Here is a 14,358-nt window from a genome sequence, read left to right as displayed (position 1 = left end):
TATTTCATTGTTTTGTCAAGTAATTATTATTTTGTCAGTGCCTGTAAATACTCTTGTGCTGCCTTAACTAATTTGTTATACCATGCTTCGCCATATTTTCTTGTCAGTGCTGTTTTCAGAAATTCATACACCCTCACTTTTTCTTTTTTTCCCAACTTACAGGCAGGATTGCATACTTCCCATTCATGATAGTTGAGTGCATCGCCCGATTTTGTTTTTAATACACGGATAGGATAAAGATGACAGCTAATTGGCTTGTTGAATTTTATTTTTTTATCTCGGTATGCTTTTTCGATTCCACATAGGGCAATACCATTTTCAAAAATTGTGTAAGCACATGGACCTCCGGGCCACATCAAGGGTGTCACCCATTCATCATCATCATCTTTAATATAATACCCTTGCGCTTCAATTGCTTTAATTCCCTTATCCGTTAAATAAGATTTAACTTTTGGATAGACTTTTTCCAGTGCTTTCAACTCATCTTCTTCCAATGGCGCACCCGATTCACCTTCTACACAACATGCTCCTTTACACTTGGAAAGATCGCAAATAAATTTCTCTGTTATAACCTGGTCCGATACCAGTATGTCATCAACTTTTAACACCGGTTTATTTTTGGCAAAGGTAAAACTTCATAGCATTTTGACGAAGGAAGTCAAATGTTATAACTTTGCACATTATGGAGCCAATTATTACGGTAAATAATTTAGTCAAACATTACGAAAGCTTTCAGGCTGTTAAAGGTATATCGTTTGATGTAAATGAAGGTGAGATTTTTGGTTTATTAGGTCCCAATGGTGCCGGTAAAACAACAACGCTTGAAATTATGGAAACCCTTCGTACGAAAACTTCAGGTGAGATTACTATCAAAGGATTTCATGTTGGTACAGACGATGATGAAATAAAAAAAATTATTGGAGTTCAGTTGCAGGCAGCAGGCTATTATCCAAGTCTGACATTACTTGAGTTGATTGACTTATTTGCAGGATTGTATAGCCGAGATGTTAATGCAATGGAGTTGCTTCAGAAAGTTGGTTTAACGGATAAAGCAAAATCAAAATATAAAGAATTGTCAGGCGGGCAGAAGCAACGTTTTTCTATTGCAACAACATTAATCAACAAACCGGCAGTTATTTTTCTTGATGAACCTACCACCGGATTAGACCCGCAAGCAAGAAGAAACCTTTGGGACTTGATTCGACAGATAAAAAACGAAGGCACCACAGTAGTAATCACCACGCATTATATGGATGAGGCAGAGGAGTTATGCAGTCGTGTAGCCATTATTGAAAACGGAAAAATTATAGCACTCGATACACCAGACCAGTTGATTGATGCTTTAGTAGCCAAAGGTTTTGAAAGAAAAAAAGAAGTAAAAAAAGCAAATCTGGAAGATGTGTTCCTGAATCTTACAGGACAGGAGTGGCGCGAATAATACGCACTACTTAACGCTGATGCGGCAAATAATTTTTAGTGATTTTAATGGTAATGCTAAAATCAATCAGCATTATCCAATACATGTTTTTATCGGTGTAAACATCATAAGTTGTAACTCCGTTTTTCTGTTCAAAAATGGGTTCACGAGTTTTAGCATAATAAATTCCTGCATTAGCACCATAACGCACACCAATTCTGTCAGTCAACTCTGTTTGCAGATTTAAACCCGGTAAAAGTGCAGCACCGTTATATTGTGTTGCGTATAAACTTCCGGGGTAGGTTGTTTTTTCGTATTTAAAATTTACATATGGAATATACAGTGTAGGTCTAATTTCTAATCTTTCTTTAAAAAATGAGAGTAGTTTTACAGAAACACAGGGTCCAATGGCATAATTACTCACTTCCTGCGTTTTTTCGGAGCGAAAATTATACATACCTCGGATAGCATAAATGACATTGCGGCTTCGCTTATTAACACTGTAATTAAGCCAGAAGTTTTGCGAACCATGAAATGATGGATAATATCCAAAACCAATGCGTTGCTCTTTAAAAATGGTTTCCTTGGCGCTGCTGCTGTTCCCTAAAAGCAAAAACAAAAAGCAAAGGGCCAGACCGGATTTAAGCATATTTAAATTTTCGCCAAATTATAGAGTTAGAATCAAAAACAGTATAATCTTGAAAAATAATTATCTTACAAATACAATGTTTGTACTTTTGCAAACAATGACTGAGGGCACTTTGCGACATACATTTAATAAAGCAGAACGTCTATGTAGAAGGAACGATTTTGAACAGATATTTAGTCAGGGTGCAGCGTTTAACCGCTTTCCTTTCAGGGTATATTGGCTGAAATTAAATGAAAGTACATCAACAGTTCCTGTTAAAATTGCAATTAGTGTACCTAAGCGAAAAATCAGAAGTGCCGTTTCACGCAACCGTATTAAAAGGCTAATTCGAGAAAGTTACAGGCTTAATAAACAGATATTGAGCAACGAACTGAAAAAGAAAGATCAGGTCATTCACATCATGTTTGTTTATAATGGAAATATTAACGCTACCTTCACAGAAATACAATCTAAAATAATCCTAATTTTACAGCGTTTAAAGGAATTGAATGATCAAACTGCTGAACAGGATTCTGATAGCCATAGTAAAGTTTTATAAAATAGCCATATCGCCATTGTTGCCTATGTCATGTCGCTATTATCCTACATGCAGCGAGTTTTGTATGGAAGCACTGAAAAAGTATGGGCCGTTGAAAGGTGGTTTTTTATCACTTAAAAGAATTTTATCCTGCAATCCATTTGGTGGTCACGGTCATCATCCGGTACCTTAATGATTTTTAAATATTAATTGATTAAATAGTTTATAAGATGCTACAAAAAATGCGTAAAAGAATCAGATTGTATGTTGCCGTTATTCTGGTTGGCATATCTGCTTTTTCTGTTTATAGTTTCAGTGACGATTATTTTGAAATATCGCGCAACCTCGACATTTTCGCCACCTTGTTTCGAGAGTTGAACATTTATTATGTTGATGAGACAAAGCCGGGTGACCTGATGAAAAAAGGCATTGATGATATGCTTGCTTCTCTTGACCCATACACCAACTATATTCCCGAAAGCGAAATTGAAGACTATCGTTTCATGACCACCGGACAGTATGGAGGAATAGGTTCTTTAATAGGCCAGCGCAACAATGAAGTTATTATAACAGATCCTTACGAAGGGTTTCCAGCACAAAAAGCAGACCTGCGTGCAGGTGATGTTATTGTTGAACTTGATGGTAAACCCATTAAAGGAAAAAAGAATGAGGAGGTGAGCAAGTTGCTTAAAGGTCAGCCAAAAACCTCAGTTAAAATAACAATCAGACGCGATGGTGAACCCAACCTGATTGATAAAAATGTAGTGCGCGAAGAGATTAAGATAAACAGTGTTTCCTACAGTGGAATTATTGATAATGATTTAGGCTATATTCGTCTGACAGGATTTACTGAAAATGCAGGGCAGGAAGTTAAAAATGCATTACAAGCCCTGGAAGCTAAGACAAAATTAAGAGGATTGATTTTTGACTTGCGTGGAAATCCCGGTGGTCTGCTCAACGAAGCAGTTAATATTGTAAATATTTTTGTGAATAAAGGTGTTGAAGTAGTTAGTACAAAGGGAAAAGCCAAAGAGTGGGATAAAACCTATCATGCATTGAACAATCCTGTTGACACAGAAATTCCGGTGGCTGTTTTAGTAAACAGCAGCAGTGCTTCTGCGTCTGAAATTGTTTCGGGAAGCCTTCAGGACTTAGATAGAGGTATCATTATTGGTCAGAGAACTTTTGGTAAAGGACTTGTACAAACCACCAGACCGTTGAGTTATGGGGCACAACTTAAAGTTACAACAGCAAAGTATTATATTCCCAGTGGTCGTTGCATTCAGGCACTTGATTATTCACATCGTAATGACGATGGCAGCGTAGGAAAAATTCCTGATTCACTCATCACACAATTTAAAACCAAGGCCGGTCGTACTGTTTATGATGGCGGTGGTGTTATGCCTGACTTTGTTACTGATATCAGACAGCTTAGTCCCATTTCGCAAAGTTTGTTACTGAAATATTTATTGTTTGATTATGCAACAATGTATCGTAACACACATCCATCAATTGCACCTGCAAAAGAATTTCATCTTTCTGATGCGGAATATGCTGAGTTTGTAAAATGGATTTCTGCAAAAGACTATGATTATGAAACCAAGAGTGAAAAAATTCTTGATGATTTTAAAACTACAGCAGAAAAAGAAAAGTACTTTAGTGCAGCAGCAGCAGAGTTTGAAGTGCTGAAGAAAAAAATATCGCATGATAAAAATGCAGACCTTCAGAAATTTAAAGACGAGATAACAGAGTTGCTCGAGAATGAAATTGTTTCACGTTATTATTATCAGTCCGGGCAGATTGAAGCATCTTTTAAAAACGATTTGGAAATTAAGAAGGCAACAGAAGCACTCAAGGATAAAGATGTTTACAGTTCCATCATGAAAAACTCTATGGCTTCGGCTAAAGAAAAGCACTAGTTTTCTGCGTGAATAATGACAGGCCGGCTACAAAGTATTAGTAATCCTCTTTTTTTTGCCGGTGTTTTACTGTTTGCTATTGGCCTGCCACTCTCCATGTTTTTAATGAGTGTATCACAACTGATAATCATAGTAGCATGGCTTTTTAATGGTGATTTAAAAGAAAAATTAAAGAAAGCATTTTCTAATAAAGTTGTTTTATTACTGGCTGCTTTCTTTTTTTGGCATGTGGCAGGATTGCTTTATACTACTGATTTACAATATGGGTTTAAAGATGTACGTGTCAAACTGCCTTTACTATTAGTTCCAATTGTTTTTTCGTCAATGCCTGTTTTTTCTGATAAGCAATTTAAAACTTTGGCATTAGTATTTGTGGCTTCTGTATTGGTATCTACATTAATCAGCATGTGTATTTATGTTGGGATTATACCCATTGAATTTCACAATGTCAGAGATATTTCTGTTTTCATTTCACATATCAGGCTGTCGCTGTTGATTTGTATTGCTGTTTACTTATCTTTTTGGCTGTTTAGAAGAGTTAAATATGGTTATGGGTTGCTGCTTGTAATAATCTGGTTTCTGTATTTCTTGACAATAATAGAGTCTGTCACCGGTTTGGGCATACTGGCAGTAGTAGTATTGATTTATGCTATCAAAAAAATTCTGAATAGTAAATCTGTAAGACTAAAAGGCATTATTGCAAGTTCAGTTGTAACGGCTGTAACAATACTTGCTTTCAATATCAAAAACACATGGCATGAAGTGACATTCTTTAATGAAGCAGAGTTGAATAGTTTAACTATGCATACGGCAAATGGTATTCCCTATACGCATGACACACTTAGCCGTGAGGCTGAAAACGGTCATCCGGTGTGGATTAACATTTGCGAACCCGAATTGCGGGAAGCATGGAACCATAGAAGCAAGATAAATTATGATGGAAAAAATCTGAATGGTGATGAAATAAAAAGAACAATATTCCGGTTTTTATCTTCTAAAGGATTAAAAAAAGATGCTCATGCTGTTCAACTGCTTACTGAAGCAGAAATTGAAGCAATAGAGCATGGTGTAGCGAATGCAGATGAATTAATAGAATCTAATATTCACAACAGACTAAGGGTAACACTTTGGGAGTTGAATAATTATAGGTCAGGAGGTAATGCCAGCGGACATTCTTTGACTATGCGTTTTGAGTTCTGGCAGACAGCTTTACAAATTATCAAACAACATGCGTTAACCGGTGTTGGCACAGGTGATGTGCCTGATGCTTTTGCAAAAAAATATGATGAAGCCAATTCGATGTTAGAAACAAAGTTTCGTTTACGTTCACACAATCAGTTTTTGGCTGTTGCTGTTGCACTGGGTATTCCTGCTCTTTTACTTTTCATTATTGTGCTTTTTTATCCTGTTTTTCAATATCAAAATTCCGGGTCTTTTTTATATATGACCTTTTGGGTCACGGCTTTTTTATCAATGCTGACGGAAGATACACTTGAAACTCAGGCAGGGGTAAGTTTTTTCATTTTTTTTAATTCCTTGTTTTTGTTTCTGAAAAACAAAGAGTTAGATAAAAATTTTATTTAGAAACATTCTAAATAGTATTTTCTCATTACTTTCGCAGCCGATAATTTTTATTCAATGAAAAACTACATTGCAGCCATATTTATATTTTTTCCATTCCTTACTCAGGCACAAACGGGTGAGGATTCATTACATACCAATGTAGCTAATGAAAAGCAGACCTATATCTCAGGCTATGGAGAAGCGATGGTAAGTTATGATTCACGCTACAGGACTGCTAATGCAAACTTAACCAGAGCCGTAGTTTTTGTAGGTCATAAATTCAGCAAGAATATATCCTTTCTTTCAGAAACCGAATTGGCAGATGCACGCGTTGAAGGCGGCAAGGCAGGTGGGGAGATTGCATTGGAGCAAGCTTATCTGCGTTTTCAGCTAAATAGAAAAATTTACTTACAGGCTGGACTATTTATTCCACGTATTGGAATTATTAATGAGAACCACTTACCAACAACTTTTCATGGAAATCAACGACCCTTTACAGAAACTTTTCTTATTCCATCAACATGGCGCGAGTTGGGTGTTGCTCTATATGGCAGTTCAGATGTGATGACAGGATTAAATTATTCCATTGCTGTTGTTAATGGGCTTGATGCATCAGGATTCAGTAATGGTACCGGTATTCGTGGAGGCAGATTTGAAGGCAGCAATGCAACAGCTTCTAATATAGCTTTAACAGGGTCAGTGCAATATGTAAAGCAAAATTTTACTTTTCAGCTTTCAGCTTACTATGGTGGAAGTGCCGGGCTGACAAAAAGAGAAGCGGATAGCCTGCAACTAAATTCAGGTATGTTCGGCACCCCAGTCGGGCTTGGCGAAGTAAATGTACAATATCGTAAAAACGGACTTACAGCTAAAGTACTTTTTGCTGCAATTTCAATCCCCGAAGCCGATAAAATTAATCGTGCCTATGCCAACAACACTGCTGAATTATCCATTGGTGGTTATGCAGAAGTTGCTTATCGCATCTTAAAAAGACTAAGAACAGATGCATTTGTCCGATATGAAAATTTTAATCTTAACAGCAGTATTCCAGAGAATGGCATTGAAAACGATATTTTGAAACAGCAATATGTCATTGCAGGATTTTCTTGCTTTCCTACAGCCGGAGTGGTGGTAAAGTTAGATTACGTTTATAAGCAAACAGGCGATCTCAACCCTGCACTTAATCTGAATCCATTTCCTAATGCACCGGCCTATTATACAACAAACAGTTTTATAAATCTTGGTGTGGGCTATAGTTTTTAAAAATGAAACGTAGAAATTTTATTAAAAACTCATGTATGAGTTGTGGTATGGTGGTAGCAGGAGGAAGTTTACTGTCGCTGCTTTCTTCGTGTAAAAGCACTACAATATTCAAAACAGAAGCCGTGAATCATCTTCTTACAGTTCCACTTTCAGCCATGAACGATAAGAAAATTTTAATTGTGCGCAATGCTTCAGCAGAGTATGATATCTTACTGGTTAAAAACCCCGACAATCATTTTACTGCCTTAGAGATGAAATGCACACACCGCGCCAACCCACTCAATGTAAGTGATGGAGGACTTTACTGTACACTTCATGGCAGCCGTTTTGACCTTAATGGAAACGTTGTTGCTGAACCCGCAACACAACCGCTGAAAAAATACCCCGTAGTAATAGATAATTCACTAATTCAAATATCAATATAATTTAATCATGCAAATTCGTTTTATTTTACTTTCATTAGCATCAGTGTTGGTTTTAAGTTCTTGTAAAAAAGATAAAAGCAGCAGTGATGATTATTCATCAACACAAATTCTGAATGACTTTTCTGTTAATGTTGCACAAGCTACTTACAATGATTTAGCTTCTAAAACAGAACAATTGCACCAGGCAATTACAGCCTTTACTCAGAATCAGACACAGGCTAACCTTGATAACTGTAAGTCGTTATGGAGACAATGTCGCCAGGCATGGGAGCAGTCCGAAGGATTTTTGTTTGGCCCTGTTGCAACAGATGATATTGATCCGCGTATTGACACCTGGCCTGTTGATTTTAATTCTCTCGATTCGGTATTAAACAACCAATCTGTTTATGACGAAACTTATGTCAATTCGCTAGAAGATGCATTAAAAGGATTTCATCCTGTTGAGTATTTGCTTTGGGGAGTTGATGGAAATAAAACTATTGTACAATTTACTTCACGCCAGTTAGATTATTTAGAGGCATTGGCAGCAAATCTGAAATCACTAACACAGCAAGTAGCTTCAAGTTGGAACACCGGAAATTATCATAATGAGTTTGCTAATGCAGGTAATGGTAGTCAGGTTTTCACTACACAGCATGCTGCATTTATGGAAATGGTAAGTGCTATGGCAGGTATTTGTGAAGAAGTAGCAGATGGAAAGATGGAAGATCCATTAGTTTCTCAAAATGCCATGCTCGAAGAATCACCATTTGCGAAAAATTCAATTATAGATTTTACAAACAACATTAAAAGTGTTGAGAATGTATATCTGGGAAAATATATTACACAAGGTCAATCATTAGAGCGTTTTGTCAGAGCAAACAATCTTTCTTTAGATGGCGCTATTAAAACAAAAATCAGTACAGCTATAACAGCATTGGGAAATATAACAGTTCCGTTTGGTGAGGCCATATTTACACAGCAAACACAGGTAATCAATGCACAGAACGCAATTCGTGATTTGAAAAATATTATCGAAAACGATTTGGCAAATTTAGTTAGTCAAAAAATAAATTAGTCTTGAAAAGAAGCATTGTTGTTGTAATTATTTTTCTGTTTTTATTCGGAGCACAGTCATGCAGAAAGGCCGAAGTGCTTTCAGAATCAGAATGGAATGAGTGGCTTTCAGGAGGCAAACAGACATTGTTTGATGAGTCTGCAGGTGCATTCTCCAGTATTTTTCCTGAAATTTCAGCACATAATGCCATGATTCATGAAATAGGTGATAAGGCATTTGAAGCAACATTTGTCAGTGCACCTGCACCATTGAATTCAGGACTTGGGCCTATCTTCAACAATGTTTCCTGTGCATCATGTCATATTGCTGATGGCAGGGGTAAGCCACCCGGAAATAGTAGTGAGCCACTGTCGGCTATGTTAATCAGGGTGAGCATACCGGGTGTAGCATCAAACGGAGGACCATTGGCTGTGCCGGGTTTTGGCGTGCAGTTACAACAACGATCTATAAATGGTGTTGTCAAAGAAGCAGATGTTATTATTAATTATTCTGAACAAACATTTACATTTCCTGACGGAGAAACATATTCATTACGCACACCAACCTATCAGCTAGCCAACAGTTATATACCTTTACCGGCAGGAGTAATGCTGTCACCTCGTATGGCACCACCTGTATTTGGCCTGGGTTTGCTCGAAGCTGTTGACGAATCTGAAATTATTAAGTATGCAGATGAGAACGATGCCAACGGTGATGGTATTTCCGGCAAGCCGAATTATGTTTGGAATGTAATAAAGGGAACACACACTTTAGGTCGTTTCGGTTGGAAGGCAAATAATCCAACAGTGTTGCAACAAACGGCAGGGGCTTATAATGAAGACATGGGTATTACAAGTTATGTTTTTCCGGAAGAATCAAGCAAAGGGCAAGCACAGTACGATAACAGAAACGATGACCCTGAAATCCCTGATAGTATATTACGTGCTGTTTCTTTTTACGTACAGACATTAGCTGTGCCTGTTAGACGGAGTGCTGATGATGCCACAGTGTTGCAAGGTAAGAAGCTTTTTAATGATGCAAAGTGCGGTTCTTGTCATAGACCTGCTATGCAAACCGGTGTTCGTGTTGATTTCCCAGAAGTAAGTAATCAAAGAATTTTTCCTTACACAGATTTGTTGCTTCATGATATGGGCGAAGGTCTTGCAGACCACAGACCTGATTTTGATGCCAATGGAAGTGAATGGCGTACTGCACCATTATGGGGTATAGGATTGACACAAAAAGTAAACGGCCATAACTTTTATTTACATGATGGCAGGGCACGCTCATTGCAGGAAGCAATTTTATGGCATGGCGGTGAAGCAGAGACGGCAAAGAATGCTTTTAAGAACATGAGCAAAAACGACCGACTAGCTTTGATAAAATTTTTGCAGTCGTTGTAATTTGCGAATGGAAGTTCTTTAATGAATTTACCGATTGTAAACACCTAAATGTTTTTATTCAATGTGTTTTAAGATTCCACAAAATATTCTTAAGTGAATTATCGTATTGTTGAATTACTTTAATAGATATTATCTTTTTCTTTTATCAGTTTCATTTAGAAAGTTCTTCCGATAATATATAGAAAATTATTCTTCAGAGGTATTGGTATATTTTGTTCGTCAGATTGAGAAAAGTAGCACAATCTTTTTTTTCGATTAATATCTACAATATTGTGTTTTATTTTATACTTTTACAGCAAACCGCACAGTTATGCGTCACCTATCGCATATTCCTGTTTTAAGAATTTTAATACCCTTTGTTACCGGTATAATAGTAGGCATATTTATGTATGTGCCTTCATGGCTGGCAATTGCTATATTGTTTTCAGGGTTTAGTGGAATTTTAGTTTTTCATTTCTCAAATTATTTCAGTCAGCGATATAAACTTCGATACCTTTTTGGAATAGTATTGCATTTGTTTTTATTTTCTTCGGGTGTTTTACTCACACAACTAAAGACGAAACAATATGACCCATATCACTATTCACAATTTGAAAGTGCTGAATACTTTTTACTCCGTATAACCGAGCCATACCACATCAAACAAAAATCCTTAAAAGCAGAAGCTGAAATAGAAGCAGTTTTTGAAAACAATAAATGGCAGACATGCAGAGGTAAGACACTGTTGTATTTTGCCACTGATGCTGCGGCAAAGGCATTGCAGTATGCTGATATGATTGTTACCAATGCAAAACCACAACCGATTGCACCACCGCAAAATCCGGGGTCATTTAACTACAAAAGGTTTCTTGGTTTTCATCAGATATACCATCAGTTTTATTTAAAGTCAGGGCGATGGGCTTCTGCAGGAAAAGGATTCTCTAATATTCTTTTGAGTACGGCTTTTGAATTACGGAAAAAGTTTTTGAATGAAATACATGGACAAATTTTAGTTCCGCAGGAAGTGGCGGTCTGCTCAGCACTGTTAATAGGCTTTAATGATTTACTTGATGATGATTTATTGTCGGCTTATGCAAGTTCGGGTGCATTACATGTTTTAAGTGTTTCAGGATTGCATGTAGGGTTGATTTTTGTGATATTGCAAAGACTGATTTTTATTCCTGACAATAAGAAGAATCTGAATCTGTTTAAACAACTGCTAATTCTGTTATTGATTTGGTTTTATGCCATGCTTACAGGACTTTCACCTTCAGTATTAAGGTCAGCAACAATGATTTCAATCATCATCATTGCAAAACAATTGGGTCGTGATAATTATATGCTGAACACTACACTGGCTTCTGCATTATTACTGTTGTTGATTAATCCGTTTTCAATTACGGAAGTTGGTTTTCAGCTTTCTTATCTTGCTGTTATAGGAATTGTTTATCTGAATCAGCGATTGGTTACTGTCCTTTATCCAAGTTCAATACTCATGAATCAGGCATGGCAGTTGACCTCAGTGTCATTATGTGCGCAGTTGGTAACATTTCCATTAGGAATACTTTATTTTAATCAGTTCCCGAATCTGTTTTTAATATCTAACCTTTTAGTCATTCCTATCTCAACGGGAATTATTTGGGTTTCAGTTGGCGCTACTATTTTATCTGCATTACCCTTCATGTCATCTCTTGTATTTTATTCTTGGAAAATAACTTTTGTACTCACCTTTCTTATGAATAAATTATTATTGTTTTTAGAAAACCTTCCGTTTGCTTTGATTAGTGGATTGTATATTAACATTGCAGAAACATGGATTATCTATGGCATCATAGCTTTTATAGTATGGTTTCTGCTTTATAACTATAGGAATGCGCTTTATGGAGCATTAGCATTGACAATCGTTTTTCTATTTGCCCAACTGTGGCATGAGTGGAATATTCTGCAACAAAAAACCTTAACAATATATGCCTTAAAAAACAGTACAGCAATTGATTTGTCACAGGCAAGAAAGAGGTTAGTCATAACACCGCAACAAGTAATAGAAGATAAAAGCCTGTTGCGTTTTAATATTAACCGTTATTGGTATGAAACCGGTAAAAGAGAAATGCTTCACATTCCATTTTTTCAGCAGCCTTCAGAAAGTAAAGTAAAAGAGATTTTTAACAGTAAAATAGTTGGAAATATTGCTGCTATTCAAGATGGATTTATTCAAATAGACAGTAAATTATTTTTTATTCCCGGTAGCTGGCTACCCCAAAAAACACCATTAAACAAAATTAAAGTTGATGGGCTAATTGTTACCTCGCGTTTCAGAAATAAACTACCAACACTTTTTAAATATTTTGATTCTGATTTGTTGATTGTTGATTTGAGCAGTCGCACAAAAGTTGATGTCAGTAAATTGCCTAAAGATTTGCAAATCTGGGATTGCAGGAAGCAAGGTGCAGCACAAGTGAAAATTTGAGATAGAATATCAGCAAATAAAAAACCGGCAATTCCGTAAACGGAACTACCGGCTGTGCCAACATCAAATATTATTTAACTTTTACCGGAATAAAATCCATATCAAGTTGAAGAATTTCAATATCGTTTGAAGTAACGGGTGCTGAACGTTCTATTAGCAGCACACAACCATTTATCACCTGCAGATTGCGGTACTTCTGTCCATCGCGTGTAATTAGTTTTACTCTGTGACTCTCAGGATTACTTATGTTTTTAAAAGCATGATATAAATAGTTGAGAAATCTTTCAGGGATAATGATTTGTTTGTATGCCATATTGCTAATGTTAAAGCAAGTTGTACGGAACAACAAATAAAAGGTTGCATGAATTTTACCCTTTGTAGCTGATAATAGTAAAGTGCTGTATGATTATCTTTGCCGGCACTAAAAATCAGATATGGGATTTATTGACGAACTCAGATGGCGCGGCATGCTGCAGGATATAATGCCCGGGACAGAAGAATTATTGAATAAAGAAACAGTTACCGGCTATATAGGATTTGACCCTACCAGTGATTCATTGGGCGTTGGAAATTTAGTACAGGTTACTACATTAATGCATTTTCAAAGAGCAGGACACAAACCAATTGCATTGGTTGGTGGTGCAACAGGCATGGTTGGTGATCCAAGTGGAAAAAGCGCAGAAAGAAATATGTTAAGTGAAGAAATTCTGCAACACAACTTAAATTGTCAGAAAAAACAATTAGAGAAATTTCTGGATTTTGACTGTGGAAAAAATTCAGCAGAAATTGTCAATAATTATGACTGGTTCAGGGATGTGAAGTTTCTTGATTTTATTCGTGATGTGGGTAAGCACATTACTGTTAATTATATGCTGGCAAAAGATTCTGTAAAAAACAGATTAGAAAATGGAATGACATTTATGGAAATGGCATATCAGTTAGTGCAGGGATACGACTTCTATCATTTATATTATGCAAAAAACTGTAAACTGCAAATGGGAGGCAGCGATCAGTGGGGAAATATTGTTACAGGAACTGAATTACTTCGAAGAAAAGGTCGTGTTGAAGATGCATTTGCTTTAACAACACCATTGATAAAAAAATCTGACGGTACTAAGTTCGGTAAGACAGAAAGCGGAAATTTATGGCTCGACAGAAATAAAACATCACCTTATGCTTTTTATCAGTTCTGGCTAAATGCAAGTGATGAAGATGCAAAAAATTATATACGCATATTTTCTCTGAAGAATCAACAGGAGATAGAAACAATAGAGTCGGAACATTTAAATGCGCCCCACTTAAGATTACTTCAAAAAGCATTAGCTGGTGAAATAACAACCCGTGTACATTCGCAACAGGATTGCGATAGGGCTTTAGAAATTTCAGAAGTGTTTTTTAATGGCACTGATAAAGAACTTGCCCAATTAACGGAGACTGATTTACAAGATGTTTTTAACGGATTAGGTAAAAATGCATTTGAAGTTGATTTTCAAAAAATTCAGGCAGGCACACAGGTACTTGATTTATTTGCAGTAGAGACATCAATTTTTGGAAGCAAAGGAGAAGCACGAAAAATGATTACTGCAAACGGTGTTTCAATGAATAAGCTGAAATTTTCTGACCCTTCGCAAATTGTCAATAAAGAACAGTTGATTGCTAATAAATTTTTACTGATTCAAAAAGGTAAGAAGAATTTTTTCCTGATAAAGGCTGTTTGAAT

General features: G+C 36.4%; 14 protein-coding genes. 11 read left to right on the top strand and 3 right to left on the bottom strand.

What is annotated here, in order from left to right; all coding sequences use genetic code 11:
* Positions 1 to 26: 26 nt before the first annotated feature.
* A complete protein-coding gene (locus tag V9G42_01360) occupies positions 27 to 608 on the bottom strand; it encodes a DUF3109 family protein (protein ID MEI2758060.1) in 582 nt (193 codons plus the stop codon).
* Positions 609 to 682: 74 nt separating this feature from the next.
* Here V9G42_01360 and V9G42_01355 point away from each other — a divergent pair, with 74 nt between their 5' ends.
* Positions 683 to 1,438 carry an ABC transporter ATP-binding protein gene (locus V9G42_01355; protein MEI2758059.1) on the top strand — a complete coding sequence of 252 codons (756 nt, stop codon included), beginning with the start codon at positions 683 to 685 and terminating at the stop codon, positions 1,436 to 1,438.
* A 10-nt stretch (positions 1,439 to 1,448) separates the two neighbouring features.
* Here the strand turns inward: V9G42_01355 and V9G42_01350 are convergent, their stop codons facing one another.
* Complete coding sequence (locus V9G42_01350) at positions 1,449 to 2,066, bottom strand: hypothetical protein (GenBank protein ID MEI2758058.1); 618 nt, start codon at positions 2,064 to 2,066, stop codon at positions 1,449 to 1,451.
* 97 nt (positions 2,067 to 2,163) lie between these two features.
* Here V9G42_01350 and rnpA point away from each other — a divergent pair, with 97 nt between their 5' ends.
* The 9 genes from rnpA (at position 2,164) to V9G42_01305 (ending at position 12,638) form a co-directional block, all read left to right on the top strand.
* Entirely contained in the window at positions 2,164 to 2,604 is a 441-nt protein-coding gene (gene rnpA / locus V9G42_01345) for a ribonuclease P protein component (protein MEI2758057.1), read from the top strand.
* A complete protein-coding gene (gene yidD / locus V9G42_01340) occupies positions 2,555 to 2,776 on the top strand; it encodes a membrane protein insertion efficiency factor YidD (protein MEI2758056.1) in 222 nt (73 codons plus the stop codon). Before rnpA ends, yidD begins: the two co-directional genes overlap by 50 nt.
* 49 nt (positions 2,777 to 2,825) lie before the next feature.
* Positions 2,826 to 4,502: a S41 family peptidase gene (locus V9G42_01335; GenBank protein MEI2758055.1), complete on the top strand. Its 1,677-nt coding sequence runs from the start codon at positions 2,826 to 2,828 to the stop codon at positions 4,500 to 4,502.
* A 15-nt stretch (positions 4,503 to 4,517) separates the two neighbouring features.
* A complete protein-coding gene (locus V9G42_01330) occupies positions 4,518 to 6,086 on the top strand; it encodes an O-antigen ligase family protein (GenBank protein ID MEI2758054.1) in 1,569 nt (522 codons plus the stop codon).
* 54 nt (positions 6,087 to 6,140) lie between these two features.
* Entirely contained in the window at positions 6,141 to 7,328 is a 1,188-nt protein-coding gene (locus V9G42_01325; protein ID MEI2758053.1) for a hypothetical protein, read from the top strand.
* Positions 7,329 to 7,330: 2 nt separating this feature from the next.
* On the top strand, positions 7,331 to 7,753 hold the full coding sequence (locus V9G42_01320) for a Rieske (2Fe-2S) protein (protein MEI2758052.1): 423 nt from the start codon (positions 7,331 to 7,333) through the stop codon (positions 7,751 to 7,753).
* A gap of 7 nt (positions 7,754 to 7,760) precedes the next feature.
* A complete protein-coding gene (locus V9G42_01315; GenBank protein MEI2758051.1) occupies positions 7,761 to 8,810 on the top strand; it encodes an imelysin family protein in 1,050 nt (349 codons plus the stop codon).
* Between the two features lie 2 nt (positions 8,811 to 8,812).
* On the top strand, positions 8,813 to 10,192 hold the full coding sequence (locus V9G42_01310) for a di-heme oxidoredictase family protein (GenBank protein ID MEI2758050.1): 1,380 nt from the start codon (positions 8,813 to 8,815) through the stop codon (positions 10,190 to 10,192).
* 310 nt (positions 10,193 to 10,502) lie between these two features.
* The gene (locus V9G42_01305; protein MEI2758049.1) at positions 10,503 to 12,638 is read left to right on the top strand and encodes a ComEC/Rec2 family competence protein; all 2,136 of its coding nucleotides are present in this window, start codon (positions 10,503 to 10,505) and stop codon (positions 12,636 to 12,638) included.
* Between the two features lie 70 nt (positions 12,639 to 12,708).
* Here the strand turns inward: V9G42_01305 and V9G42_01300 are convergent, their stop codons facing one another.
* Positions 12,709 to 12,951 carry a hypothetical protein gene (locus tag V9G42_01300; protein ID MEI2758048.1) on the bottom strand — a complete coding sequence of 81 codons (243 nt, stop codon included), beginning with the start codon at positions 12,949 to 12,951 and terminating at the stop codon, positions 12,709 to 12,711.
* Between the two features lie 121 nt (positions 12,952 to 13,072).
* On the opposite strand from V9G42_01300, the gene tyrS reads away from it, so the two are divergent.
* On the top strand, positions 13,073 to 14,356 hold the full coding sequence (gene tyrS, locus V9G42_01295; protein ID MEI2758047.1) for a tyrosine--tRNA ligase: 1,284 nt from the start codon (positions 13,073 to 13,075) through the stop codon (positions 14,354 to 14,356).
* The last annotated feature ends 2 nt before the right edge of the window (positions 14,357 to 14,358 follow it).

Source organism: Bacteroidia bacterium (assembly GCA_037045145.1).
GTDB lineage: Bacteria > Bacteroidota > Bacteroidia > AKYH767-A > OLB10 > OLB10.
This window is presented reverse-complemented; position numbering and strand designations above follow the sequence as displayed.

Bases quoted from the DNA above. Each gene is read 5' to 3' on its own strand.
- V9G42_01355 (MEI2758059.1), top strand. From the start codon at position 683: ATGGAGCCAATTATTACGGTAAATAATTTAGTCAAACATTACGAAAGC.
- V9G42_01350 (MEI2758058.1), bottom strand. From the start codon at position 2,066: ATGCTTAAATCCGGTCTGGCCCTTTGCTTTTTGTTTTTGCTTTTAGGG.
- rnpA (MEI2758057.1), top strand. From the start codon at position 2,164: ATGACTGAGGGCACTTTGCGACATACATTTAATAAAGCAGAACGTCTA.
- yidD (MEI2758056.1), top strand. From the start codon at position 2,555: ATGATCAAACTGCTGAACAGGATTCTGATAGCCATAGTAAAGTTTTAT.
- V9G42_01335 (MEI2758055.1), top strand. From the start codon at position 2,826: ATGCGTAAAAGAATCAGATTGTATGTTGCCGTTATTCTGGTTGGCATA.
- V9G42_01330 (MEI2758054.1), top strand. From the start codon at position 4,518: ATGACAGGCCGGCTACAAAGTATTAGTAATCCTCTTTTTTTTGCCGGT.
- V9G42_01325 (MEI2758053.1), top strand. From the start codon at position 6,141: ATGAAAAACTACATTGCAGCCATATTTATATTTTTTCCATTCCTTACT.
- V9G42_01320 (MEI2758052.1), top strand. From the start codon at position 7,331: ATGAAACGTAGAAATTTTATTAAAAACTCATGTATGAGTTGTGGTATG.
- V9G42_01315 (MEI2758051.1), top strand. From the start codon at position 7,761: ATGCAAATTCGTTTTATTTTACTTTCATTAGCATCAGTGTTGGTTTTA.
- V9G42_01305 (MEI2758049.1), top strand. From the start codon at position 10,503: ATGCGTCACCTATCGCATATTCCTGTTTTAAGAATTTTAATACCCTTT.
- V9G42_01300 (MEI2758048.1), bottom strand. From the start codon at position 12,951: ATGGCATACAAACAAATCATTATCCCTGAAAGATTTCTCAACTATTTA.
- tyrS (MEI2758047.1), top strand. From the start codon at position 13,073: ATGGGATTTATTGACGAACTCAGATGGCGCGGCATGCTGCAGGATATA.